We start from the raw sequence: 24,283 nt of genomic DNA, 5'->3' as shown, positions 1-24,283 counted from the left end.
ACACTATCATTGTTCAGATTCACCCGAATCTGAAGCAGTGTCATCAGGTGCGGTTTCAGCATTTACTTCTGCCACCTCACCCTCAATTACCTCACCATCAACTTCATCTTCTAGCTCTTCATCATCCTCGACAACTCGAACAACACCAACTAGATGCTCATCATTAGTCAAGCGAATCAAGGTAACACCCTGTGTATTACGTCCTTGGCAAGAAACTTCACTGACACGAGTACGTACTAAGGTTCCCTGATCAGTAATCAAGATAATCTCATCATCATCTGCTACCTGGACAGCCCCAACGACTGGGCCATTACGATCAGATACCTGAATACCAATGACACCTTGACCACCACGACCATAAACTGGGAAATCATCAATCAGTGTTCGCTTACCATAACCGTGTACACAAGCAGTCAGCACACTCATACCTTCTTCTGGCACGATCAAAGACACAACTTTTGCATCTTCTGCTGCAAGCTTGATACCGCGAACACCAGCCGCTGTTCGACCCATAGCTCTAACATCAGACTCTTTAAAGCGTATTGTCTTACCTGTACTAGAGACAAGTACGACATCATCTTTACCGCTTGTGATAGCAACACCAACAAGTTCATCGGTCTCATCTAAGCTCAAGGCAATCAGACCCGTTGAACGAGGACGAGAGAAATGCTGCATAGCCGTCTTTTTCACGGTTCCATTTGCAGTCGCCATGAAGATAAAGCTTTCAGCGTCTTCATTCTCATCTACTTCAGAGTCATCAGCATCTGTTTTCTCTGGGGTAACCAAAGGCAATAATGCAGAAATCGACTCACCTTCACTCAATGGCAGAAGGTTAATAATCGGACGACCTTTCGCATTACGGCTAGCAACAGGAATTTCGAATACACGCAACCAGTATACTTTACCAAAGTTACTAAATAGCATGATGGTATCGTGACTACTTGTTACTAATAGATGGCTAATATGATCTTCATCTTTCATGCTAGATGATGACTTACCACGACCACCACGCCTTTGAGCTTGGTACTCTTCTAGTGGCTGTGATTTGGCATAACCTGTGTTAGAGATGGTTACTACCATTGGCGCTTCATCAATCAAGTCAGCAACCGTCAAGTCTTGACGAGATGTCAAAATCTCAGTGCGACGTTCATCACCAAACTGCTCTTTGATTTCAACTAATTCGTCTCGGATTACTTCCATCAAACGAGCTGGAGATGACAAGATATGTAACAACTCAGCAATTAGTTCAATAAGGGCTTTATATTCGTTTTGCAGCTTCTCATGCTCAAGACCAGTCAGGCGGTGTAAACGTAAATCTAGAATCGCCTGCGCTTGAACTGGAGATAGATAGTAAGAACCATTTTTAAAGCCAAACTCTTCTGGTAAATCATCTGGACGACAAGCATCAGTACCAGCACGTTCTAACATTGCCGATACATCACCTGGTGCCCAAGCTTTAGAGACTAATTTCTCTTTTGCCTCAGCTGAAGTTGGCGATTGACGTATTAACTCGATGATTTCTTCAATGTTCGCCAAAGCAACAGCTAGACCTTCTAGCACATGGCCACGCTCACGTGCTTTACGAAGTTCAAAAATAGTACGACGAGTAACAACTTCTCGTCTGTGCTTAACAAAACACTCAAGCACTTGTTTCAGGTTCAACAACTCTGGACGACCATCAACCAAGGCCACCATGTTAATACCAAAAACACCCTGCAACTGAGTTTGAATAAATAGATTATTAACGACTACATCTGCATTTTCGCCACGACGAAGCTCGATAACAATACGCATACCTTCTTTATCGGACTCATCTCTTAGCTCACTAATGCCTTCAAGCTTTTTGTCTTTAACAAGTTCTGCAATTTTTTCAATAACACGTGCTTTATTTAACTGGTAAGGAATTTCGGTGAAAACAATAGCTTCGCGGTTTCCTTTCTCAAGTTGTTCAATATGGTGACGAGCACGCATATAGATTTTGCCACGACCTGTTTTATAAGCGTCGACAATGCCGGCTCTACCGTTAATAAAAGCAGACGTTGGAAAGTCAGGGCCTGGGATAAACTCCATAAGCTCATCAATGGTAATCGCTTCATTATCTATAAGCGCCAAACTACCATCAATCACTTCACTCAAGTTATGTGGTGGAATATTAGTCGCCATACCAACCGCAATACCAGAAGACCCGTTAACCAAAAGGCCTGGAATTCGAGTCGGCATAACATCAGGCATATGCTCTGTACCATCATAGTTAGGTACAAAGTCAACCGTCTCTTTCTCAAGATCCATTAGGAAGTTGTGAGCAATTTTTTCCATACGAATTTCGGTATAACGCATCGCAGCTGGGTTATCACCATCTACTGAACCGAAGTTACCTTGACCATCAACCAAGGTGTAACGCATGGAGAAAGGCTGAGCCAATCGGACAATTGCATCGTAAACGGCAGTATCACCATGTGGGTGGTACTTACCAATTACGTTACCAACGATACGAGCCGATTTTTTATATGCTTTATTCCAATCATTTTTCTCTTCATGCATCGCAAATAAAACGCGACGATGGACAGGTTTTAAACCGTCACGAACATCAGGCAAAGCTCGGCCAACAATAACACTCATGGCGTAATCTAAATAAGAGCTTTTCAGTTCGTTCTCAATACTGACGGGAGTAATTTCTTTGGCTAATTCACCCATAGGTACAATCGTTCCTTATGCCTTAGAGTCACATCGACTCTCTGGATATGTTCTTTTATAAGCGCGGCATTGTAGCACAAGCAAATCCAGAACTCCCACTCTCATCTTTCATTTGCTTTCACCCCCTTCGCAAGATTGAAATAATCTAGGGACAAAAATCATCAAAAAAAGAAAAAATCTAGGCAAGACAAGACAAAAGCCAAGTTTAAAATGGAATAAAAGCCAGTGAAGCAGCTATAATGTAAGCATTAAGTTTAAGGAGCATGCATGCTAACCAGCCCACAACAAAAGCAATCTGTAGACACCCTAATTCACGCCAAGTGGATTGCTAGGGTTAATATAGATGAACCACTTATCGACCACACAATTGTGGTGGATCAAGGGATAATTGTGGACTTACTCCCCCAAACACAAGCCAGACAAAAATACCAAGCAGAAAGCACCTACCATCTAGATGAGCATATAGTCACTCCTGGCTATATAAATGCCCACGGACATGCAGCAATGACCTTGTTTCGCGGCTATGCGGATGACCTCCCTCTGATGACTTGGTTAGAAGATCACATTTGGCCAAATGAAAGTCGTTGGTTAAGCGCGGAATTCACTCGTGTTGGGAGCGAGTTAGCAATAGCAGAAATGATTCGAGGTGGTACGACTTGCTTCAGTGACAATTACTTTTTCAGTCACGATGTTGGCAGCAGCGCTCAAAAAATAGGGATTAGAGCACAGCTTTGCCCGACCATATTGAATATAAAAACAAGCTGGGCAAATCACGTTGATGAATATTTAGCACAAGCAGAAGATAGCTTTCATAAATTCAAATCTAGTCCGTTAGTAAACAGTATATTAGGCCCTCACTCACCTTATGCACTTAATGATGCTGAATTAAGTAAGGTAGTAACTAAAGCGAATGACCTAGACTGTATGATACAAATGCACATACATGAGACAGCAGAAGAGATAAGCAACTCTCTTGAGCAATACTACTGTCGTCCTATTGCCAGAATAGATCGAGTTGGCATGCTAACAAGTAAACTACAAGCCGTGCATATGACTCAGTTAACAGAACATGAAATGGACCTGATAGCTGAAAGAGACGTTAAAGTTGTCCACTGCCCTGAATCTAACCTAAAACTTGCTAGCGGCTTCTGCCCTGTCAGTTCATTAAGAGCAAGAGATATCACATTAGCGTTAGGTACGGACGGCGCAGCAAGCAATAATGATTTAGACATGATGGGCGAGATGCGTTGCGCCTCCATGCTAGCTAAAGCCGTTGCTAATGATGCAACAGAATTAAATGCTGCAAGCACATTACGCATGGCAACCCTTGAAGGTGCAAAATGCATGGGCATTGATGACATAGTCGGCAGCATAGAGATTGGCAAACAAGCTGACCTTTGTGCAACAGCATTAAATGAACTGGCAAACTTACCCGTCTACAACCCCATTTCACAACTTATTTACACGGCAAACCGAGACCAGGTCAGCCATGTTTGGGTTGCAGGCAACGCCCTATTAAAAGATAAAAAATTAACAACGCTAGATTGCGATAAGCTCAAGCAGGATGTTCTGCATTGGCAAGAAAAATTAGCACCCTAACAATAGTAGACAGCGGCAGCCAAGTGATAAAATGAGCCTAAGCCCTGCAAACAAAATTGATTTAACCCTTTCTCGATTGGAATTTTTTAATGAACAGCGACGCAAATCAAAACAATGTAGATACAGCTGAAATTGCAAAATTTGAAGCTTTAGCAAGCCGTTGGTGGGATAAAGAGAGTGAATTCAAACCTCTTCATGACATCAACCCATTACGCACCAACTATATTGATGAACGAGCACCGCTTGCGGGCAAAAAGGTTATCGACATAGGCTGTGGCGGCGGCATTTTATCCGAGTCTATGGCCCAAAGAGGTGCCAATGTAAAAGGCATTGACATGGGTGAAGCACCGCTAGGTGTTGCTAGACTCCATAAATTAGAAAGTAAGCTAGACATTGATTACGAACGCATTACGGCTGAAGAGATAGCTGAACGCGAAGCTGGGCAGTATGACGTTGTCACATGCTTAGAAATGCTTGAGCATGTTCCAGATCCTGCATCTATTATCCGAGCTTGTTATAAATTAGTAAAACCAGGCGGCCAGGTATTCTTTTCGACTATTAACCGCAATCCTAAAGCCTACTTATTTGCAGTCGTTGGCGCTGAGTACATTCTTAATATGCTACCAAAAGGCACGCATGACTATGCCAAATTCATCCAACCGGCCGAGCTTAGTAATTATGCACGTCTTGCAGGACTTGAAGTTCAAGACCTAACAGGCATGACTTACAACCCAATCACCAAACACTATCGACTAACTGAAAAAGATGTCTCGGTTAACTATCTAATGCATACCATCAAAGCAGATAACTAACCCGCTTTAACACAGATATTCAAAGGAATTTATATGTTAGATTATCAAGCGCCAAACGATTTACTAAAAGACAAGGTTATCCTTGTCACAGGAGCTGGCGACGGTATCGGCAGAGTTGCTGCCATTAACTACGCCAAGCACGGCGCCACAGTCATTTTACTGGGCCGTACAACAAAAAAACTTGAAGCTGTTTATGATGAGATAGAAAACCTTGGTTATCCCCAAGCAGCTATCGTCCCTCTTAATTTAGATGGCTCAAGTGAACATGATTATACCGATTTAGCAAACATCATAGAAACTGAGTTTGGCCATCTAGATGGACTACTTCATAACGCCAGCATTTTAGGCGATAGAACAGGCTTAGCAAATTATGAAGCAAGTACATTCGAGCAAGTTTTACGTGTTAACGTAACAAGCCAATTTATGCTGACTCAGGCAGTTATGCCCTTAATGGAAAAATCTAAAGCCGGCTCTATTGTATTTACAACATCAAGCGTTGGACGCAAGGCGAGAGCTTATTGGGGCGCTTATTCAATCTCCAAATTTGCTACTGAGTCTATGATGCAGTTACTGGCAGAAGAACTCGAAAACACAACTGAAATCCGAGTTAATGCAATTAATCCGGGCGCAACAAGTACAACTATGCGCAGTCGCGCGTACCCTGCAGAAGATCCAAACACAATCGCATCTCCTGAAGATATCATGCCTCTTTACCTATATTTGATGGGTGACGACAGCAAAGATGTAAACGGTCAATCCATTGACGCGCAAGAAAAAAAGGAAAAATCTAGCAATTAAATGCTAATTTTTTCACACAAAAAAAGAGAGCGCTGTCTCTCTTTTTTTGTTCTAACCCTTTAAAAATGGGACTAAAAATACTTTGCACTTAAAAATAACCTGCTGTTAGTATGTGAAATCATTTTTTGAATTTGCATTTTATGTCCTTATTTACAAGCTGCTTCACCAAACATTTACAAGTCAGTTCAGTTAAATCTTTTCAGACTCTTATAGCATTGCTTACCCTTTCTTCTGGTATGGCAATAGCCTCTTCACATCACACAACCAATTTAGAAGCCAACAACACAAGTATGATTCAAATTAAACAAAGCCAAAGTGATAACAACCAATATCGCTACCTTGAGCTTAGCAATGGCTTAAAGGTTATTCTCGCCTCTGATGCCAAAGCCGAGAAGTCTTCTGCCGCACTTGCGGTTGGTGTGGGTGCAAATGACAACCCAGAAGGACAAGAAGGTCTCACACACTTTTTGGAGCATATGCTCTTTTTAGGAACAGAGAAATACCCAGATGCAGCTGAGTATAAGACTTACATAAATAAGTTTGGTGGTTCAAATAATGCCTATACAGCAGCAAATCACACCAATTACTTTTTTGATATTCAAGACGAAGGTTATGAAGGGGCATTAGATCGTTTTTCACAATTTTTCATTGCACCGCTTTTTAGCGAAGAATATACACAAAGAGAAAGAAAAGCCGTTCACTCAGAGTACACTGCAAAGCTAAACGATGACGCAAGACGAAACAACCAAGCTTTTAAAACCTTGTTTAACCCACACCACCCAAGCAATCACTTCAGTGTGGGTAATCTAGACACATTAAAAGACTTACCTGAAGCCTCATTAAGAGAGCAGCTAATCAATTGCTACCAAACTCATTATTTCGCTCAAAACATGACTCTATCCTTGGTCGCCAACCTTCCCTTAGATGAGCTTGAGGCTCTAGCAAAACACTATTTCGGCCCAATTGCAGAGCAACAAACCTCACAAACAGAAAGTATTACAAAGCAAGCCCCCCCTAACTTACTTTTACCTAACACAGCAAACTTACAGTTCATTAAGCCAATAAAGGATGGTCACACTTTAACGCTCAACTTTCTCCTGCCATCACAAAATGGTCGCTATAAAGATCAACCAACACGCTATCTAAGCTACCTTTTAGGCCAAGAAAGCCAAGGCTCATTACATAGCTATCTCAAAGGTAACGGCTGGATAAGAAGCCTTAGCGCTGGGTTAGGAACAGACTATATCAAGGAACAAAGCTTTAGCATTCGTATCAAGCTGACTGACGATGGAGTCAAAGCAATTGATGATGTGATATTCGCCACCTTCTCAAACATCAATAAAATTAAAAACAATGAAATTAACCTGGCCTATATAGAAGAAGAGAAGGCCCTATCACAACTTGGTTTTAACTATCACAGTTACATAAGCCCAATTCAGTTATCAAGAACGCTCGCTAGCCAGCTACTTGATACACCAGCTGAGGATGTTTTAAACGCCTTCCAGATTTCTGAATCAGCAAACCCAGAAGAAGTAAAAGCTTTAACTCAACACCTTAATCCAAACAACATGCTTATCCAGTTAGCTACCAAAGGTGATGTACCCTCACATTGGGCAAGTGGCAAAACCAACTGGCAAGAAGAACCTTGGTACCATAGCCAATACACCAATTTGAGCCTATCTGATGAGTTTATTAGCAAACTTGATCACGCAGCTAATCTAGATGAAATCAAAGCACCAGAGGCAAACACTTATATTCCAGACTCATTGGCTTTAATCGATACTTATGACGAAGTACCAAAACGCATTTACCAATCACAAGGGGTTAGCTTTTGGCATAGATCAGACAACCGCTTCGACAAACCCAAAAGCAGCAACTATCTAGCAGTACGTTACCCAGGCGCCTCAGACAACAACAAGCAGTACGTCTTAAATAAACTTTGGGCTCGTCTACTTAATGACGCTTTAAGTGAAGCTACCTACCTGCCATACAATGCTAACTTGAATTACAATATTTATTCACACATCAATGGCTTAACCCTAATTACAGCGGGCTATAACGACAAACAAAACCAATATTTATTATGGCTTATGAAACAAATCAATGAGCTTGAACCTCAAGCAGATAGGTTTGAAATTGCCAAACAACAACTAAGAAAAGACCTACTTAACAGTAAGCACGCAAATGCATACTCTGTTGCACTCTGGCGCTTATCCGAGCTATTAATTGAAGACAGCCACACTATTTCAGACATGTTAGCGGCATTAGATGACATCCATTTTGATGATCTTGTGAACTTCAAAAACCTCGCCCTCTCCCAATACAATATTGTAGGGTTCAGCAATGGCAACATCAAAGAAGAGCAAACACTAGCACTTGCTAAGACCCTTACAGAGCAATATGAAGAAAAACTTCAACCATCAACAGCCAAGCAAATTAAGCGTCAACTACTTAACAACCGAAGCCGCAATGCGTTCAAGGTAGAGACAACAAGCCAAGACAACGCCATTCTTTATGTTTTATCTGGTGAGAAAGAAAACAACCTCACAGAGAAGGCTAACTTTGCTTTATTGAAACAAGCTATTGGTAGCCGTTTCTTTGGCCAACTCAGAACGGAAAAACAACTAGGCTATATTGTTAGCACTCATAATTTAACCAAGGCAGATGTGCCTGCTATCGGCTTTACAGTGCAATCACCAGATCATGAAAGCCCTGAAATTGTTGAAGAAATTGAGAACTTTATTAGCCAAGACTTGCAGAGAATCTGCGAACTAAGCGCGCCAGAATTTGAGCAAATCCGCAATAACATTTTGGTTCAGCTAAAACGTAAACAAAAAGAGCTTGGTGAAGACACAGGGCGTTTTTGGAGCGAGATAGCCAAACCAGAGCAAGACTTCCATCGTCGTGAAAAGTTTATTCAGGTCATGTCCGACATTACTCAAGAAGAATTTAGCGAATTCGTTTCGCAACAAATTCTATCTGGCGAAGCACCTAGCATCTTGGTTCACAATAAGCCTCTTCTCAATGAAAACCTTAAAGAAGATTGGTTAGAAGTTTCCGCGAATAGCATAGAGCTTAAATAAGTAAGCACAACTACTTTTAACTCAAAACAAAAATGCCAACATTTGATGTTGGCATTTTTTTAATCTTAATAATTATAAGAATCTGACTAAAGCTAAACTAGCCTCCAATAAGTTTCTCAAGCATTTCATCATTACTAGGCTCAGCATCAGGTGTTTGCTCACTAGCGCTGCCACTTGTGCCATTAATAAAGTTGTTCAAACCTGAGTCCACCTCACTCTGATTAGAACCTGTTTGCCCTCTAGCACTTTGTTCTTTATCAGACATACTGGAGAACTGTCCAACATTAAGACTGTTATCCTTAGTTGTTGGTAGGCCAATTTCCTGCGTAATATCACCTTGATTATTTAGCAGCTTATCTTTCTGGTCACCAAACAAACCAACCTCAGGCATCATAGCCATTCTTTTTTTCTGAATTTCTGGCGGAATATAGCCAGTAAACAATACGGTATAAGGTGCATCTCGCGTTCGTCGATTTACTTCCGAATAGATTTCCTGTTCTCGTATCGCTGCCCTATTTGTTTCTAAATAAGACAAACGATCATCATTAGCCGTAATAACCACATTTGTAGCAACTTCTGGTTTGGTTTCTTCCGCAGGAATGACATCAACCTCAAGCTCAGTATCTAGAACAACCTGATGCGTTGTTCTTATCACCTTGTCACCATAAACGATATCAACAATGCGCCTCTCAATCGTTTGAGAAAATGCGCTAGATGACACTAATGCGAATAACAGAACTGGCTTAAACACAAAACCCTCACCCAAAATAATTGATCAAAGAACTAAATGACTCTATTGAGTGTACCTCACCAATAGATAAACTCTAACCTTAATTTATCGACTCTTTTAAATATTACTCAAGAACAAGGTTATTTTAAATTTTATAAGGTTATTGCAGGCATAAAAAAACCGAGCACTTGGCTCGGCTTTTTTATAGTTCAACTTTGATCTAAATTATTAATCTAGACTATAAACCTAAACTACTTAGTTAGACGACTTATCTCAAAAACTACAAGTCAATAACGTCATACTCAACTTCTGGTGCAACATCAGCGTCATAATCAACACCTTCAACACCAAAGCCAAATAGTTTCAAAAATTCATCTTTGTACAGCTGATAGTCTGTTTTTTCAAACAAGTTTTCAGTTGTAATACTTGGCCATAATTCACGACAAGCAGACTGTACGTCTTCACGTAGCTCAAGGTCATCCAAACGTAGACGATTAGCATCATCAACATTGGCAGCAGGATCAAGATCATTGTATAAACGCTCAGAGAACATACGCTGAATTTGTTCAATACAACCTTCATGGATGCCTTCTTTACGCATAACATTAAATACCATTGCTAGGTACAAAGGCATCACTGGAATTGCGGCAGATGCTTGAGTCACAACAGATTTAAGTACAGCAACATTCGCACCACCACCATTAACAGCAAGACGCGTATTAATTTCATTTGCAGCGCGATCCAAATCTTCCTTAGCCTTACCTAACGCACCATGCCAGTAGATAGGCCAAGTGATCTCTGAACCAATATAAGAGTATGCAACGGTACGTGCGCCATCAGCCAGAACACCAGCTTCTTCAAGCGCTGACATCCATAACTCCCAATCTTGCCCACCCATAACAGTCGTAGTAGCGGCAATTTCTTCTTCTGTTGCAGGCTCTACCTCAGCATCAATAATGGTGTTTTTATTCGTATCAATTGCAGTCGCTCGATAAGTTTCACCAATTGGCTTAAGTACAGAGCGAATCACTTCACCTGTTTCAGGCAGCTTACGCACTGGAGAGGCAAGAGAGTAAACAACCATATCTACCTGACCTAAATCAGCTTTGATTGTTTCAATAACTTTTTCACGCGCTTCGTTTGAGAAAGCATCGCCATTAATACTTTTAGCGTATAAGCCTTCTTCTTTTGCAAACTTATCAAAGGCAGCTGCGTTGTACCAACCTGCTGTCCCTGTCTTTTTCTCAGTTGCAGGCTTCTCAAAGAAAACACCTAAAGTTGCAGCGCCAGAACCGAACGCAGCTGTAATACGTGACGCCAAACCGTAACCACTAGAAGAACCAATTACTAAAACTTTTTTCGGACCGTTTTTGATTTCGCCCTTGTTTTTAGTAAATTCAATTTGCTCTTTAACATTCAACTCACAACCTGTTGGATGTGTTGTCGTACAAATAAATCCGCGAATCTTTGGTTTAATGATCATAAAATTTTCTCAATGTCGTATTTCCAGCCAATTACAATAAAGATGATCTAGGCCGAAAGTGATAATAATCCAGTGTTATCAATTGCTAGGCACTTGCTTAACAATTTTAAATCCTGCCCATAATACCTTACCCTGCGCTTTAGTCCTACTCTCACCATCTGATTATCCGGCAATGGTTTGAATATTTTCCTTACAAGCAAACACACTACTCATAAATTTAAGAAAAACAATTACTAAGGGTTATATCATCACTTTTACAATGCCTCAATCCAATAAGCCTAAGACAAAAAGAAAGATTTATTTTAAGTTCACCAATGAGTCTCTGCTAAGGTCACTTAACTTGTTAGCACCACATAATGTCATAGCAACACGCATTTCTTTTTCGTAAAGATCAATAAGATTCTCAACTCCCGACTGCCCTTTTGCTGCTAAAGCATAAATGTACGAGCGCCCTAACATAGTCGCATCTGCACCTAATGCCAGCATTCTGACAACATCCAAGCCATTACGAATCCCTGAATCCACCAAAATCTTAACGTCACCTTTTACCGCATCTGCGATACTTGGTAATGCCCTAGCCGTGGATAACACACCATCTAACTGTCGACCACCATGGTTAGATACTATGATGCCATCCGCTCCAAATTTCACTGCATCTTTAGCATCATCAGCATCCAGAATCCCCTTAATAACCATTGGCCCATCCCAAAAATCTCGAATCCACTGTAAATCTTTCCATGAAATAGAAGGATCAAAGTTATCACCTAACCAACCAATATAATCAGCCAACTTGGTCGCTTCACCTCGATAGGTTGAAATGTTTCCAAGGTCATGAGGCTTACCCAACAACCCCACATCCAACGCCCATTCAGGATGGCACATAGCTTGAAGCACACGTCGAATGGGAGCATTAGCACCACTCATTCCTGAATGCATATCCCGATAACGGGCCCCCGGCACAGGCATATCGACAGTGAACACCAAGGTAGTGACACCAGCCGCCTTAGCTCGCTCTAATGCATTCTTCATAAAGCCGCGGTCTTTTAGGACATAAAGTTGAAACCACATAGGTCGTTCAATACTTGGTGCGACCTCTTCGATTGGGCAGACAGATACCGTCGACATAGTAAAAGGAATGCCTTTTTTGTCCGCTGCTTTTGCGGCTTGCACTTCTCCTCGCCTTGCATACATACCAGTTAAACCAACTGGTGCCAAAGTAATCGGCAAATCCAACTTTTCGCCAAACAGCTCAGAACTTAAATCCAATTCAGACATATCATTTAAAACACGTTGCTTTAACGCGATATCAGCGAGATCTTGTGTATTCCTTCTAAGCGTATGCTCGCCATAGGAACCACCATCTATATAGTGAAATAAGAATGGGGGTAATTTCGCTTTTGCTGCTTTACGGTAATCTGTTGAAGACGCAATAATCACAGGACCAACCTCTCGCTTTAATATGAAAAATGATAAAAACATCAAACACTCAGCAGTAATACATCACCACAATTTAATAGATGACGGTTTTCTTCCAAACATTTGAAAATAGCCAGCACTACATAAGCACACTCATCCATGGCAAATAATTCAAACAACCAAATATATTGAGATTTTTGAATTAAAACATTTAATTGGTATTACCAATATTACCAATTAGTTAATCTCTTTATTCCATATTGTAGAAATTTTATCAAGCACTAGATATTTAAGAGCCTGAAAGCTAAAATCGATTAAACAGAACCATTAAATGGTATTACCAATTTATCGATATCATCAAACGCAGTTTAGGAAATACAAATGGCAGGCTTAAAAATCTCTGATCAAATCACCAAAGAGCTTGAAAGCATGATGATTGAAGGTGTACTTAAACCTGGAGACAGACTACCTCCAGAAAGAGAGTTAGCTGAGCGCTTTAAAGTTTCCCGCCCTTCTTTAAGAGAGGCAATTCAAAACTTAAAAGCAAAAGGCATGGTTGTTAGTCGCCAAGGGGGCGGTAATTACATCAGTGAAACACTAGGCAGCGATCTGAGAGACCCTTTATTACAAGCCTTATCAGAACACGATGAATTTAGATATGATTTACTAGAATTTAGGGACGCATTAGAAGGCATCTCCACTTACTATGCTGCGATAAGAAGTACAGATGAAGATAAACAGAAATTGACTGTAGCCTATGAAGATTTAGTGCAAGCACACAATATGCGCCTACCTGAATTAGAAGCTAAAAAAGACGCTGCATTTCATTTAACCATTGCTGAATGCGCTCATAACGCTGTAATGCTACATACTATGCGAGCGCTATTTCAAATGTTGTCACAAAGTATCGCTGCCAATCTGAATTATTTATTTCAACACAGCGAAGCAAGAGAAATGGTCATGCAACAGCATACAAGTATTTATAATGCCATTATGACAGGCGACGGTAATGTGGCTAAACTCGCTATCCATGAACATCTGTCGTATGTTGAGGACATATTACTTGAAGTAAGCCGACTTGAATCCCGCAGGCAAAGAGCCCTAAAGCAAGCAAATTTATTACTATAAGCCCTCAAACTTAATCCTATTCATAAAAAAGCAGCCTAGGCTGCTTTTTTATTCGACTCAATATCAATTAACGGCCTGGACGTTTAGGCTTGCGATTCCCCGTTTTTTGCTGAGAAGGCCTTGACGCATTTGGTCTTTTACCAGCACTTGCAGGTTTAGCAGGACGAGACTCTCCTCTACCATTGGCTTTATCCGCTTTTTGATTAGCTTTTGCTTTCGCTGCATTCTTTGCCATGGTCGGTCTATTACTGGAATGGGATGCGCCCGTTGCTTGACCCGGTTTTGCCTTTTTAGGTCGACGGGAAACTTGTTTATCCCTTTCTTCACCTGGCACCAATTTATTAACGCCATCACCAATCAAGTCACCACGACCCATTGCTCGCAATGTTTTACGTAACGCTGACCAGTTATCAGGATCGTGATAACGCAAGAAGCCTTTTTGCACTACTCGCTGCTCAGCTTCTTTAATTGTCACCACATCTTCACTCTTATAAGTCACCGCTTTTAACGGGTTCTTACCAGAATGGTACATGGCCGTTGCCAATGACATAGGCGAAGGATAGAAGGTTTGCACCTGATCTGGCTTGAAATCATTTTGTTTGAGCCAAAGGGCTAAACTCAACATGTCCTTGTCATCGCTGCCAGGATGAGCCGCTATAAAGTAAGGAATGAGATGCTGTTTTTTACCTGCCTCTTTTGAATACTTATCAAACATACGCTTGAATCTGTCGTAGGTTCCCATGCCCGGCTTCATCATCTTCGCCAAGGTATCCGTCTCAGAGTGCTCTGGTGCAATCTTTAACAAGCCACCTACATGATGAGTAACCAGTTCACGAACATATTCAGGATCTTCTACTGCTAAGTCATAACGTAAGCCAGAGGCAATAGAGACAGTATGCACGCCTTCAACAGCACGTGTTTTACGGTATAGCTGGGTAGTTGGGCTATGATCTGTAATTAGGTTTTCACAAATTGTCGGGTAAACACAAGATAGCTTACGGCAAGAGGCTTGGATTTCATCACTCTTACAATTAAGCATATACATGTTAGAAGTCGGTCCACCAAGATCTGAAATATGCCCAGTAAAACCAGGCACCTTTTGCTTAATGTCTTCAATTTCGTTCAAAATAGATTCATGTGAACGACTTTGAATAACTCGCCCCTCATGCTCAGTAATTGAACAGAAGGTACAACCTCCAAAACAGCCACGCATGATATTAATTGAGGTTTTAATCATGTCGTAGGCTGGAATCTTAGCTTTGCCATATTTTGGATGAGGCACACGGGCATAAGGTAAATCAAATACGCCATCCATTTCATCAGTCAACAGAGGAATTGGTGGTGGGTTAACCCATATCTCTTTTTTACCGTGCTTTTGCACCAAGGTTCGTGCGTTATGCGGGTTAGATTCTAAATGCAAAACTCGCGATGTATGTGCATATAACACAGGGTCTTTCGAGACCTTTTCGAAGGAAGGTAATCGCACATAAGTTTTAGCTGGGTCTAATTTCTGTTTACGACCAAGTGGTGCAGGAATAACACGGATCGGCATAACATCAGACTCTTCCTCGTCAGTCTGACACTTACCTTCGGGAATGTATTCATATGGGCTATAAATCTTATCGATTTTACCGGGCCAATCGACACGGGTTGAATCAAGTTCAGTCCAACCACCAGGAGGAGTATTAAGCACCACAGTTGTACCGCGAATGTCACTGATCTCTGACATTTTTTTACCGGCAGCAATAGCATGAGTCACTTCAACTATAGCTCTTTCTGCATTGCCGTAGAGTAAGATGTCGGCTGTTGAATCTATTAAAACAGAGCGCCTCACTTCATTACTCCAATAATCATATTGAGCAATACGGCGTAAACTCGCTTCTATACCACCAATCATGACAGGTACATTTGAGAAAGCTTCTTTACAACGTTGAGAATAAACAATTACCGCTCTATCAGGGCGTTTACCACCAGCACCATAAGGGGTATAAGCATCATCGTTTCGAACTTTCAAATCGGCCGTATAACGGTTAATCATAGAGTCCATGTTGCCTGCGGTCACACCAAAATAAAGATTAGGCTCACCTAAACGGCGAAAATCTTCAGCACTGCGCCAATTGGGTTGATCAATGATACCAACACGATAGCCCTGCCTTTCAAGCAAACGACCCATAACCGCCATACCAAAACTTGGATGGTCAACATAAACATCACCCGTTACCAAGATAACATCACAAGAGTCCCAACCAAGTTGATCCATTTCTTCGCGGCTTGTAGGTAAGAATGGGGCTATTCCATAACATTCAGCCCAGTATTGCGGGTATGAAAATAGATTAGCTGCGCTCTTGTGTTTTTTGATCATGATTAACTGTGCCTGATTTGCTGTTTTCCAAAGAAAACTAGCTGCTATTTGAAACATTTCTAAGGGCGCTATTGTCCCAGAAATTGCACTGTGAATATAGTCTTGTGAATACAAAGATAAATTAGATTTATATTTTGCAAAGCTCAAATGAGTTACTGAAATATCGCTTTAATTTTTAAACATTTTTCGGAACTCAATGGTTGCCAAATTAAGGAACCTGCGATTAAACGCAATATTTTTCATTCTAAAGATTAAAATCTTTCGCTAAAACTTCAGCTAATTGTAAATATGTTCAGTTTCAAGCTTAGTAATTCAAAATATGCGATTTTTTAAGGTACAAATTCAAGCCACAAAACTTAAATTCGCATTTAAAAACTCTTAAATATGCGTTAGTATCCACTTACTTTATGAAATAATTATATAAGAGTCATGATGTTAATACTGGGAAAAATGGATTATTACCTCGCTCTACTTATTTTGTTTACTGCCTCCTCTTTGCATGCATCCGCTGTGGATTCCCCACAATCGACCTTAGATAAAGTCAAAAATCGTGGCGACCTTAACTGTGGTGTTTTCCCCGACGACCCAGCAAGAAGCGCGATTAATCTTGAAGGTCAATGGCAAGGTTTTTATGTTGATTTTTGCCGTGCTACCGCAGCTGCCGTCTTAAAAAACCAAGAATTTGTTAATTACATTGAAGTGGGAGCTACGAGTCGCTTTACAACGCTTCTCGAATTAAAAACAGATGTGGTCATGTATAGCTCGACTTGGACTCATTCAAGAGAAAGTGATTATCAGTTAGATTTTCCCGCTGTTTATTTATTTGACGGCCAAGGTTTTATTGTTCGTTCAGCGACGAATATTCAATCCCTTGATGATTTAGATAATAAAACCGTGTGTGTCACTCAAAATACTAGCACTCACCAAAACCTAGTCGACCTTATCGAAAGCAGGCAACTAAATACTAAAGTCCTTTTCTCAAATGGCGATAGCTTTTTCAGAGGTGGACCCTGTGACGCTTATACAGCTGATCGTATGAACCTTGCCACAAATCGTGCAAACCGTACCGATAAGCCGGAAAACTATCGCCTACTGCCAGATACCATCTCCCGAGAACCTATTGGCCCCATGGTACGAAATAATGATGATCAATGGAGTCGAATCATACGCGCTGTTGTTCATGCCCTAATACTCGCAGAAGAAAAAAACATTAATGCCAACAACATAGATCAAGCACTCGCTTTGGCCAAGAATGCAGAAATACAAAATCTACTTGGTAAAAAAGGTGATATAGGTGAACAACTCGGCCTAGATAGCCAATGGGCCTATAGAGCCATAAAAGCAGTCGGAAATTACGGTGAGATATACAATCGCCATTTTGGTATCAATTCAAGAGTAGGCATAGAGAGAGGTATCAATCAGCCTTGGACTCAAGGTGGCATACTCTATGCACCCATTTTTAAATAATCTCACCCTCACCAACGAGTGAACCATGAAGATTGACCAGACATTGAAGTCAAACAAATTTAAGCATATTAGCTTTCGCCTGAACCTTGTATTATTTGTTGTACTTGGTTTCTATCTTGTCGCCAGTTATATGAGCATTAACACCTTGGCAGAACAGGCTGAGAAATTTAAAGCCCTATCCGGTGACCATTTTGAAAGTGCGATGAATGCGGCTGAATTAGCAAGGGATGCTGAGGTGATTGCGGCACAAGCAATCGAACAACTCATTAGTAGTGATAGAAGCATTTCTAATGAGGAAGTTTTAAATCAAAGCTTAGTGGCTATTTATCAGAACGTAAGACAAAAGCTAAACTCTAATGCTGAAATGGATGCCGCTCAGTTAGATAAAATAGATAAACTACAAGTTCCCTTCTTTAAAAGTTTGAAGCATTTAGAGTTAAGCCTTTTGCAAGAACAAAAGCTCATCTTTGATAAACAAGAGAATACACAGAAGCTCACCTTATTATCTCAATGGCTTATCGAAGAAGATATTAAAACAAGCCACCCTGAGTTTTACCTCCATGCACTTGCCGTTTTAAATTACACCTCCCTTGCCCTAAATACAGAAAGCCTTGGGCAATTAAATAAAATTAGCCAATTAAGCCAAGCTTCTTTTGATTCATTAACCAGCCTTAAGTTAACTCAAACAAAAGAGCAAAATTTCTTAAACCAATTAGAGCCTTTATTAAAAGAAACGATTGCACTACAAACGCCACTGCAAAAAAGCCACAGGGCAACACTTGCGGCTGCAAGAACCGCTAGATTACACGCCCAAAGGTTAAGTGGTAGTAGCTATAACTACTTTTTGACATTAAAAGAAGCGGCACAGACTGCCAGTGCGAACCATCAAAATGTCGTCAATCAAGCCATCACCCGTTTATTTATTTTTAGTGCTGTTTTTCTACTGTTAACAGGTATTACTTATTTCTTCATACGTTTTTATATCATACGTAGACTTAATAACCTGAGTAACACCATGCAATGTCATGTTAAGGGGCAAGAAGTAGAAATACCTCTAAAAGGCAATGATGAAATCGCCCTTATTGCTCAAGCATTTGCCGTATTTGTTAAAGCAAGGATTGATGCCGAAGAAAAGCTTAAAAAAGCACATTTAGCAACAGAAGCAGCTAATCAAAAATTAATGCAGTTTAATGATCAATTACAGACATTAAGTGAAACAGATGAATTAACCCAGGTTGCAAATAGAAGACGCTTCTTTACTGAGGCTAATGATAAGTGGCAACACGCTCTGCACTATAACAACTGGATTGGCATCATCATGTTAGATGTGGATTTATTCAAATCTTACAATGATTATTATGGCCACCTCGCAGGAGATCAATGCCTACTAAAAATTGCTAAATTACTTGAGCAAGAACTTGATCAAAACACTGACATTATAGCCCGCTATGGTGGAGAAGAGTTTATTATTCTACTCCCAATGAAAGATCAAACCAGCTGTTTAGCAATCGCAGACCACCTATTAAATATCATCATTGAAGCGGGTTTGCCCCATTTGCAAAACCCTCATCAAATAGTCACTTTAAGTATGGGCGTTGCGGCCTGCGTCCCAGAGCCTGAGTCTAATATACAGCACCTGATTAAAGATGCTGACAGTGCGCTTTACCAAGCGAAGAACAATGGGCGCAGTCAGGTAAAGTTAGCTCAACAGGAGACTTTTAGGCTTAATAGCTCAGTATAAAAAGTACAGGGACTCCCTGTTTTAATTTCATTTTGTGTAATGTAAAAGGAAGTGTACATGCCCAAGATAAGTTCGCCTCTTTCTCGACGCTCAGCGCTAAAAGGGATGGCACTCGCAGCGAGTGCGACCAGCCTTCCCCTTAGTTTATTGAGCTCCCCCGTCAATGCTACTAACCATAAAGATACCTCTTTATTTTTATCCATAAGCAGCATTTTGACAGGTATCAAACTAGATTCCAGCTACTTGCAACTTGGCCAAGATATTCTCTTTCTTCTTGGTTTGAATTATCAGTTCACCCTACAGTATGACAATCTGATTTTAAGCTTTGAAGAAAGCCAGCATCAAAACCAAGCATTATCCTCCCACTTAGCAAAACACCATCCTTACCCTGTTCAAGCCATTCTTAAAGCTTGGTATTTAAGTCAGGTCAGCCTCAATGAACAAGACAGACTTAATCCTATGGTACAAAAGCTGTGCCCTAATTTACGACAAGAAGAGGGAGCTAGTTTCAATCTGAAACAAGAGACTGAGCTTCAGATGAAAAAGGTGATTGGCCAAATAAACTATGACGAAGCCTTAACTTGGTTAGCCTGTGGCTTTACCAAGCCTTCTGCCACTTGCGGCGGCCCTTTCGGTTACTGGAAACATGCTCCAACACTAGCTTAACTAACACATTTGATGGAACAAATACCAATATGAAAGAAGCACAAGAGCAACAAAGCTATAGTCTAACTCACCCTCAAGAAAGCATTGAGGCAGATGTTGTTATAGTCGGTGCAGGTGTTGTCGGCAGCATAATGGCTTGGAAACTATCTCAAGCCGGCTTGAATGTCGTGATACTAGACGCAGGTGCCAAGGTCAATAAAGTCGATGCTATTAACCGCTATAAGAATGACCTAACGAAAGAAGCTAACTCACCTTATAAGATGATGCCTTGGGCACCTGTCCCAGATGATAACGACCCTTTAAGCTATTACGTACAACCTAAATTACCCTCTTCTCCAAACGCCCCACAAGAACCTAAAAAGCAGATTGCTTTTGAAGGCTTTTTTATGCGCTTAGTAGGAGGAACCTCTTGGCACTGGACAGGCCATGCAGAGCGCCTTTTTCCCAATGACTTTAGAATGAAAACCCAATACGGAGTGGGGAAAGATTGGCCAATTAGCTATCAAGATATCGAGCCTTATTATCATCAAATTGAAGATGCATGGGGAGTCGCAGGTGGACCAGATTGCATCGCCCCATCACCAGACATTCAATACCCTATGCCCGAAGTTCCTCGCTCCTATCTAGATAGAGTCATTGGCAAAGCTGTAAAAGAACATAATCTAGGCCCAGATAGCCAACCGTTGCCCCACTGTCGTAACTCAGTTCCAAGGGATAACAGACCACAATGCTGTGGTAACGCAAGTTGTTTACCTATCTGCCCCATTGGCGCTAAATATGATGCAAGCGTTCATGTTCAAAAAGCACAACAACTAGGCACAAGAGTGCTAGCCAACCGAGTTGTTTTCCAAGTCGCCCTTGAAGAAGACGGTAAACAAGTTAAGGAGATTTATTATCGTAATTTTGATGCTGACCCTAAAACAGGCCCAATTGGCATTGCTAGAGCAAAAACCTTTATTCTGGCGGCCCATGCCGTAGAAACAGCCAGACTAATGCTGCTTTCGGCAGGCAAGTTCAATGTGCCAGCATCGGGTTTAAGTAATTCATCAGATCAAGTTGGTCGAAACTTGATGGGCTTTGCCAACATCAACACCTTAGGCTATGCCTCAGATGATATGAAGGTTTACCCCTATCGTGGACCTGTCAGTGCAACAGGTGCCTTTGGCCAATGGCGAGATGGCGAATTTAGATCTGAATCTGCCTCTATTGCCCCCTTTATCGTTAACGCAGCATTTAAAGGAGGTATAGGCCCTATCCAAGAAGCTGAAAAAGGCATAGAAAAAGGCCTAGTGGGAGAAGCCTTAAAACACTATGTTGATAATAGAACGGCTCGTCAGATCAACCTTCATAGTACTGTTGAAATACTACCTATTAGCACCAATCGAGTAACGCTATCAGACCAACTTGATCCATTAGGCCTCCCTAGACCTGAGGTAAATTTTCAGCTTGATGATTACACCCTAAGAGGCTGCAAAAAAGCGTGGGATTGGCACCTAGATGTTTTTCATAAACTTGATATTAAAACCATCACAGATGAGCCCATGCCTGCAAAAACTGATGAAAACTGGCATAAATTTGTCGCAGGTGAATTCAAGCAAAAGTATCAATTAAGCCTCACCTCTGGTGATGCCGTAATCGCAGGCACGGCATGTATGGGTGATGATGCCAATAAAGCAGTTGTAAATAAGTACAGTCAAAGCTTTGATCATAACAACCTCTATGTCGTCGGCACGGCTAACTATTTAAGCGTCGGCAGTGCGTCGCCTTCTTTAACGGCAGCCGCATTAGGCCTTCGCAGTGCAGAACATATTGTCAGCCACTTTTTTAATGCAAGTGCCAAGGAGTCAGCATGAGCATCTTTAAAAACAATAAAATACCAAGACGTTCATTCATTAAAGGAATAAGTTTAACCAGCCTCACTGGGCTCGCGGGCGCTAGTGCGGGATACTTTATCTCTGGCGCTCCCAGTGCTTGGGCGAAAAGCACTCACTCACGTCCTTTGCAAAACCCACCTCAAGAAGCTGCAGTGGATGGCTTACTCAGAGTGAGTATCAATGCAAAATATGGCAATTTTGAGTTAATGGATCAGCAAACATATTTACGTTGCTTTGATAACCAACCCGTCGGTCGTACGCTAAGAGTCAAGGCGGGAGACACAATCAGGTTAAGTTTACACAACAAACTTCCCTATGATCCTTTGCAAGAAATTTGCACTAGCATCCCAACGGAAGAAGACAACACACCAAGGGGCTTTAATGTGACGAATATGCATGTACATGGTGTGCATGTGTCACCCAAAAGCCCAGCAGATAATATTTTTACCTTAGTCAGGTTCCAAGAGTCCGAGCAATATATTTATAACATTCCTAAAGACCACCCTCCCGGCACTTACTTTTATCATGCTCACTTTCATGGCTCAGTAGCTCTACAAGTGGCTTCTGGTATGGCTGGCGCCTTGATCATTGAAGGCCCAATTGATGATGTACCCGAAATTAAAGCATGTAAGGAACAGGTTTTGTGCTTCCAAACACCTAGGTTTGATAGCGAAGGTTTATGCGAAAATTATGATTTATTAAGTGAGCAAGGTGCCATCTTAATCAATGGCCAATATAAACCTGTTATCACAATGAAGCAGGGAGAAGTACAAAGGTGGCGTATGGTAAATGCCAGCCATATGGCCAATATGCAATTTAACGTACAAGCACATGAGGTTACAGCTCTTTGCTTTGATGGTAACCCTTTAGAAGAAAGTCGCATTCAAAATCAAATTGTTATGGTGCCAGGTAATCGAGCAGATATATTAATTAAAGCAAAAGCAACAGGTACTTATGCCATCTATTCAGAACCAGTTACAGGCAGTGATACAGAAGCGGAAAAGGAAGCAAAACGATTAGCTAGCCTTGTCATAGAGCCACAACAATTAGACATGCCTCTTTTTCAAGGAAACCTACCTAGACCTAACTTATTAAATAACATTAACAAGGATGAAATTACTTTTGGCCGACGTTTAGAGTTTGGGCTTTCAGGTGCAGCAGATGGGAATAAGTACACAATTAACGGCGAACCTTTTTCTTGTCTCAATCCTTGGCAAATCCCCTTAGGCGCCGTGGAAGAATGGGAAGTTTATAATCATACTGCTGAATCACACCCATTCCATATTCACGTCAATCCGTTTCAAATGATAAGTGGTGGAGATGTTGAGCCAGGAACTTGGCTTGACACTGTTAACTTAGCACCTTTCTCACGCATTCGTTTTAGAACGCGGTTTGAAGATTATACTGGCACTTTTGTATTTCACTGCCACAACCTGACCCATGAGGATTTAGGAATGATGCAAGCAGTTGAAGTTATCTCCCCCATATCCTAACAGGATCAAAGGGCGACAATTAAGTCGCCCTTTCCACTTATTTTACAAAATGAACTTTCATCAAACTAATCTGATAGTTTTTCAATATCCATAATGCCTGCTACACCATCTAGGGGCTTAAAAATGGTAATCATGGCAGAATAAAGTGTTTGACTATCGCTCTCTTTCGCATCACAAAAAAAAGCATAGTTTGTACCTGATACCACCTGAGTGGCCACAGCAACGGGCGTATATTGAACATTGTCGAAGTGCGCTGTTGCTTCTTTAAAGCACGTCATGGCCCTATCATCTAACGAAGAGCTAAATGGGCCATACGTCCCTACCATCATGTACGACATAATTTATTCCTTTAAATCTAAACACATTGGTAATTTAAGCCAACAACAAGCAAAGGTTATTACTGACTCACAACCAATATAAAACACGATTTATCACTCAGCCAGTGTAATAATCTCATTTCCCAAAAAGTCTCATATAACGAACGTTAAGGGTTCATATTTTCAACAATAAATACTAACCCTTTGTTTTTTATAAATATTAACAAAATTTAATAATTGATTTTATTCATGAGTTAATATTCGATAAAACACTTGTTACCCTTAATTCTAAAAATATTACATCTCTTACAAAACGAGCTTCACCTAGCTAGGGAAGCTAAAGTTCAGCTTTCTACAGACTCAAAAATTTATTTCATTGAACTTTTTATCCAGCTATTACGTAAAGGTCTAAACAGATAGTGGATAAAAGCAGAATATGAAATCTATAAAACTGTACATTCATACAGTTTTATTTTTTAATAAAGCACCTTTTTATTCCATAGATTAGAACTAAAGTAGATAAATCTAATCTATATGAAGCTTGAAGCGCGTTTCTGTTTTCGCAAATATTCTTATGCTAAACATGTTGCAGGTACTATTGTAGGCCGCCGCGATATTTG

Annotated in this window: 16 protein-coding genes; 10 read left to right on the top strand and 6 right to left on the bottom strand. The window is 40.9% G+C overall.

Annotated features, from left to right (window positions below; all coding sequences use genetic code 11):
• Positions 1-6: 6 nt before the first annotated feature.
• Positions 7-2,694, bottom strand: a complete 2,688-nt coding sequence (gene gyrA / locus TW85_RS06935) for a DNA gyrase subunit A (RefSeq protein WP_046016385.1) — start codon at positions 2,692-2,694, stop codon at positions 7-9.
• 267 nt (positions 2,695-2,961) lie between these two features.
• Here gyrA and TW85_RS06930 point away from each other — a divergent pair, with 267 nt between their 5' ends.
• The 4 genes from TW85_RS06930 to TW85_RS06915 all read left to right on the top strand — a co-directional run bounded on the left by TW85_RS06930 (position 2,962) and on the right by TW85_RS06915 (position 8,986).
• On the top strand, positions 2,962-4,293 hold the full coding sequence (locus TW85_RS06930; RefSeq protein WP_046016384.1) for a TRZ/ATZ family hydrolase: 1,332 nt from the start codon (positions 2,962-2,964) through the stop codon (positions 4,291-4,293).
• Positions 4,294-4,382: 89 nt separating this feature from the next.
• On the top strand, positions 4,383-5,105 hold the full coding sequence (ubiG, locus tag TW85_RS06925) for a bifunctional 2-polyprenyl-6-hydroxyphenol methylase/3-demethylubiquinol 3-O-methyltransferase UbiG (protein ID WP_046016383.1): 723 nt from the start codon (positions 4,383-4,385) through the stop codon (positions 5,103-5,105).
• 33 nt (positions 5,106-5,138) lie between these two features.
• On the top strand, positions 5,139-5,903 hold the full coding sequence (locus TW85_RS06920) for a YciK family oxidoreductase (protein ID WP_046016382.1): 765 nt from the start codon (positions 5,139-5,141) through the stop codon (positions 5,901-5,903).
• 140 nt (positions 5,904-6,043) lie between these two features.
• Positions 6,044-8,986 carry an insulinase family protein gene (locus TW85_RS06915; RefSeq protein ID WP_052701973.1) on the top strand — a complete coding sequence of 981 codons (2,943 nt, stop codon included), beginning with the start codon at positions 6,044-6,046 and terminating at the stop codon, positions 8,984-8,986.
• 97 nt (positions 8,987-9,083) lie between these two features.
• Here the strand turns inward: TW85_RS06915 and TW85_RS25375 are convergent, their stop codons facing one another.
• The 3 genes from TW85_RS25375 to lldD all read right to left on the bottom strand — a co-directional run bounded on the left by TW85_RS25375 (position 9,084) and on the right by lldD (position 12,636).
• Positions 9,084-9,737, bottom strand: a complete 654-nt coding sequence (locus TW85_RS25375; RefSeq protein ID WP_157196904.1) for a hypothetical protein — start codon at positions 9,735-9,737, stop codon at positions 9,084-9,086.
• 259 nt (positions 9,738-9,996) lie between these two features.
• A complete protein-coding gene (fabV, locus tag TW85_RS06905) occupies positions 9,997-11,199 on the bottom strand; it encodes an enoyl-ACP reductase FabV (RefSeq protein ID WP_046016381.1) in 1,203 nt (400 codons plus the stop codon).
• 297 nt (positions 11,200-11,496) lie between these two features.
• Positions 11,497-12,636, bottom strand: a complete 1,140-nt coding sequence (lldD, locus tag TW85_RS06900; protein WP_046016428.1) for an FMN-dependent L-lactate dehydrogenase LldD — start codon at positions 12,634-12,636, stop codon at positions 11,497-11,499.
• 360 nt (positions 12,637-12,996) lie between these two features.
• Between lldD and TW85_RS06895 the strand changes: the two genes are divergently transcribed.
• Positions 12,997-13,743, top strand: coding sequence for a GntR family transcriptional regulator (locus TW85_RS06895; RefSeq protein WP_046016380.1), 747 nt, complete (start codon positions 12,997-12,999; stop codon positions 13,741-13,743).
• 67 nt (positions 13,744-13,810) lie between these two features.
• Here TW85_RS06895 and TW85_RS06890 read toward each other — a convergent pair whose 3' ends face one another.
• A complete protein-coding gene (locus TW85_RS06890) occupies positions 13,811-16,105 on the bottom strand; it encodes a YgiQ family radical SAM protein (protein ID WP_046016427.1) in 2,295 nt (764 codons plus the stop codon).
• Positions 16,106-16,537: 432 nt separating this feature from the next.
• Between TW85_RS06890 and TW85_RS06885 the strand changes: the two genes are divergently transcribed.
• The 5 genes from TW85_RS06885 to TW85_RS06865 are packed head-to-tail and all read left to right on the top strand — an operon-like array spanning position 16,538 to position 23,346.
• Positions 16,538-17,572: an amino acid ABC transporter substrate-binding protein gene (locus TW85_RS06885; RefSeq protein WP_052701969.1), complete on the top strand. Its 1,035-nt coding sequence runs from the start codon at positions 16,538-16,540 to the stop codon at positions 17,570-17,572.
• A gap of 25 nt (positions 17,573-17,597) precedes the next feature.
• Positions 17,598-19,313: a diguanylate cyclase gene (locus TW85_RS25370; protein WP_052701967.1), complete on the top strand. Its 1,716-nt coding sequence runs from the start codon at positions 17,598-17,600 to the stop codon at positions 19,311-19,313.
• A gap of 57 nt (positions 19,314-19,370) precedes the next feature.
• Entirely contained in the window at positions 19,371-19,979 is a 609-nt protein-coding gene (locus tag TW85_RS06875) for a sugar dehydrogenase complex small subunit (RefSeq protein ID WP_046016379.1), read from the top strand.
• A gap of 29 nt (positions 19,980-20,008) precedes the next feature.
• Positions 20,009-21,832: a GMC family oxidoreductase gene (locus TW85_RS06870; protein ID WP_046016378.1), complete on the top strand. Its 1,824-nt coding sequence runs from the start codon at positions 20,009-20,011 to the stop codon at positions 21,830-21,832.
• Complete coding sequence (locus tag TW85_RS06865) at positions 21,829-23,346, top strand: multicopper oxidase family protein (RefSeq protein ID WP_046016377.1); 1,518 nt, start codon at positions 21,829-21,831, stop codon at positions 23,344-23,346. The genes TW85_RS06870 and TW85_RS06865 overlap by 4 nt, the downstream gene beginning before the upstream one ends.
• Before the next feature lie 65 nt (positions 23,347-23,411).
• Here the strand turns inward: TW85_RS06865 and TW85_RS06860 are convergent, their stop codons facing one another.
• Positions 23,412-23,684 carry a hypothetical protein gene (locus TW85_RS06860; protein ID WP_046016376.1) on the bottom strand — a complete coding sequence of 91 codons (273 nt, stop codon included), beginning with the start codon at positions 23,682-23,684 and terminating at the stop codon, positions 23,412-23,414.
• Positions 23,685-24,283 lie beyond the last annotated feature (599 nt).

Origin of the sequence: Marinomonas sp. S3726 (assembly GCF_000967665.1) — a bacterium.
Lineage (GTDB): Bacteria > Pseudomonadota > Gammaproteobacteria > Pseudomonadales > Marinomonadaceae > Marinomonas.
Note: the sequence above shows the minus strand (reverse complement) of the source record. Positions and strands in the feature narration are given on the sequence as shown.

Excerpts from the sequence above, each read along its gene's own strand:
- gyrA (WP_046016385.1), bottom strand. The coding sequence starts at position 2,694 with ATGGGTGAATTAGCCAAAGAAATTACTCCCGTCAGTATTGAGAACGAA.
- TW85_RS06930 (WP_046016384.1), top strand. The coding sequence starts at position 2,962 with ATGCTAACCAGCCCACAACAAAAGCAATCTGTAGACACCCTAATTCAC.
- ubiG (WP_046016383.1), top strand. The coding sequence starts at position 4,383 with ATGAACAGCGACGCAAATCAAAACAATGTAGATACAGCTGAAATTGCA.
- TW85_RS06920 (WP_046016382.1), top strand. The coding sequence starts at position 5,139 with ATGTTAGATTATCAAGCGCCAAACGATTTACTAAAAGACAAGGTTATC.
- TW85_RS06915 (WP_052701973.1), top strand. The coding sequence starts at position 6,044 with ATGTCCTTATTTACAAGCTGCTTCACCAAACATTTACAAGTCAGTTCA.
- fabV (WP_046016381.1), bottom strand. The coding sequence starts at position 11,199 with ATGATCATTAAACCAAAGATTCGCGGATTTATTTGTACGACAACACAT.
- TW85_RS06895 (WP_046016380.1), top strand. The coding sequence starts at position 12,997 with ATGGCAGGCTTAAAAATCTCTGATCAAATCACCAAAGAGCTTGAAAGC.
- TW85_RS06890 (WP_046016427.1), bottom strand. The coding sequence starts at position 16,105 with ATGATCAAAAAACACAAGAGCGCAGCTAATCTATTTTCATACCCGCAA.
- TW85_RS06885 (WP_052701969.1), top strand. The coding sequence starts at position 16,538 with ATGTTAATACTGGGAAAAATGGATTATTACCTCGCTCTACTTATTTTG.
- TW85_RS25370 (WP_052701967.1), top strand. The coding sequence starts at position 17,598 with ATGAAGATTGACCAGACATTGAAGTCAAACAAATTTAAGCATATTAGC.
- TW85_RS06875 (WP_046016379.1), top strand. The coding sequence starts at position 19,371 with ATGCCCAAGATAAGTTCGCCTCTTTCTCGACGCTCAGCGCTAAAAGGG.
- TW85_RS06870 (WP_046016378.1), top strand. The coding sequence starts at position 20,009 with ATGAAAGAAGCACAAGAGCAACAAAGCTATAGTCTAACTCACCCTCAA.
- TW85_RS06865 (WP_046016377.1), top strand. The coding sequence starts at position 21,829 with ATGAGCATCTTTAAAAACAATAAAATACCAAGACGTTCATTCATTAAA.
- TW85_RS06860 (WP_046016376.1), bottom strand. The coding sequence starts at position 23,684 with ATGTCGTACATGATGGTAGGGACGTATGGCCCATTTAGCTCTTCGTTA.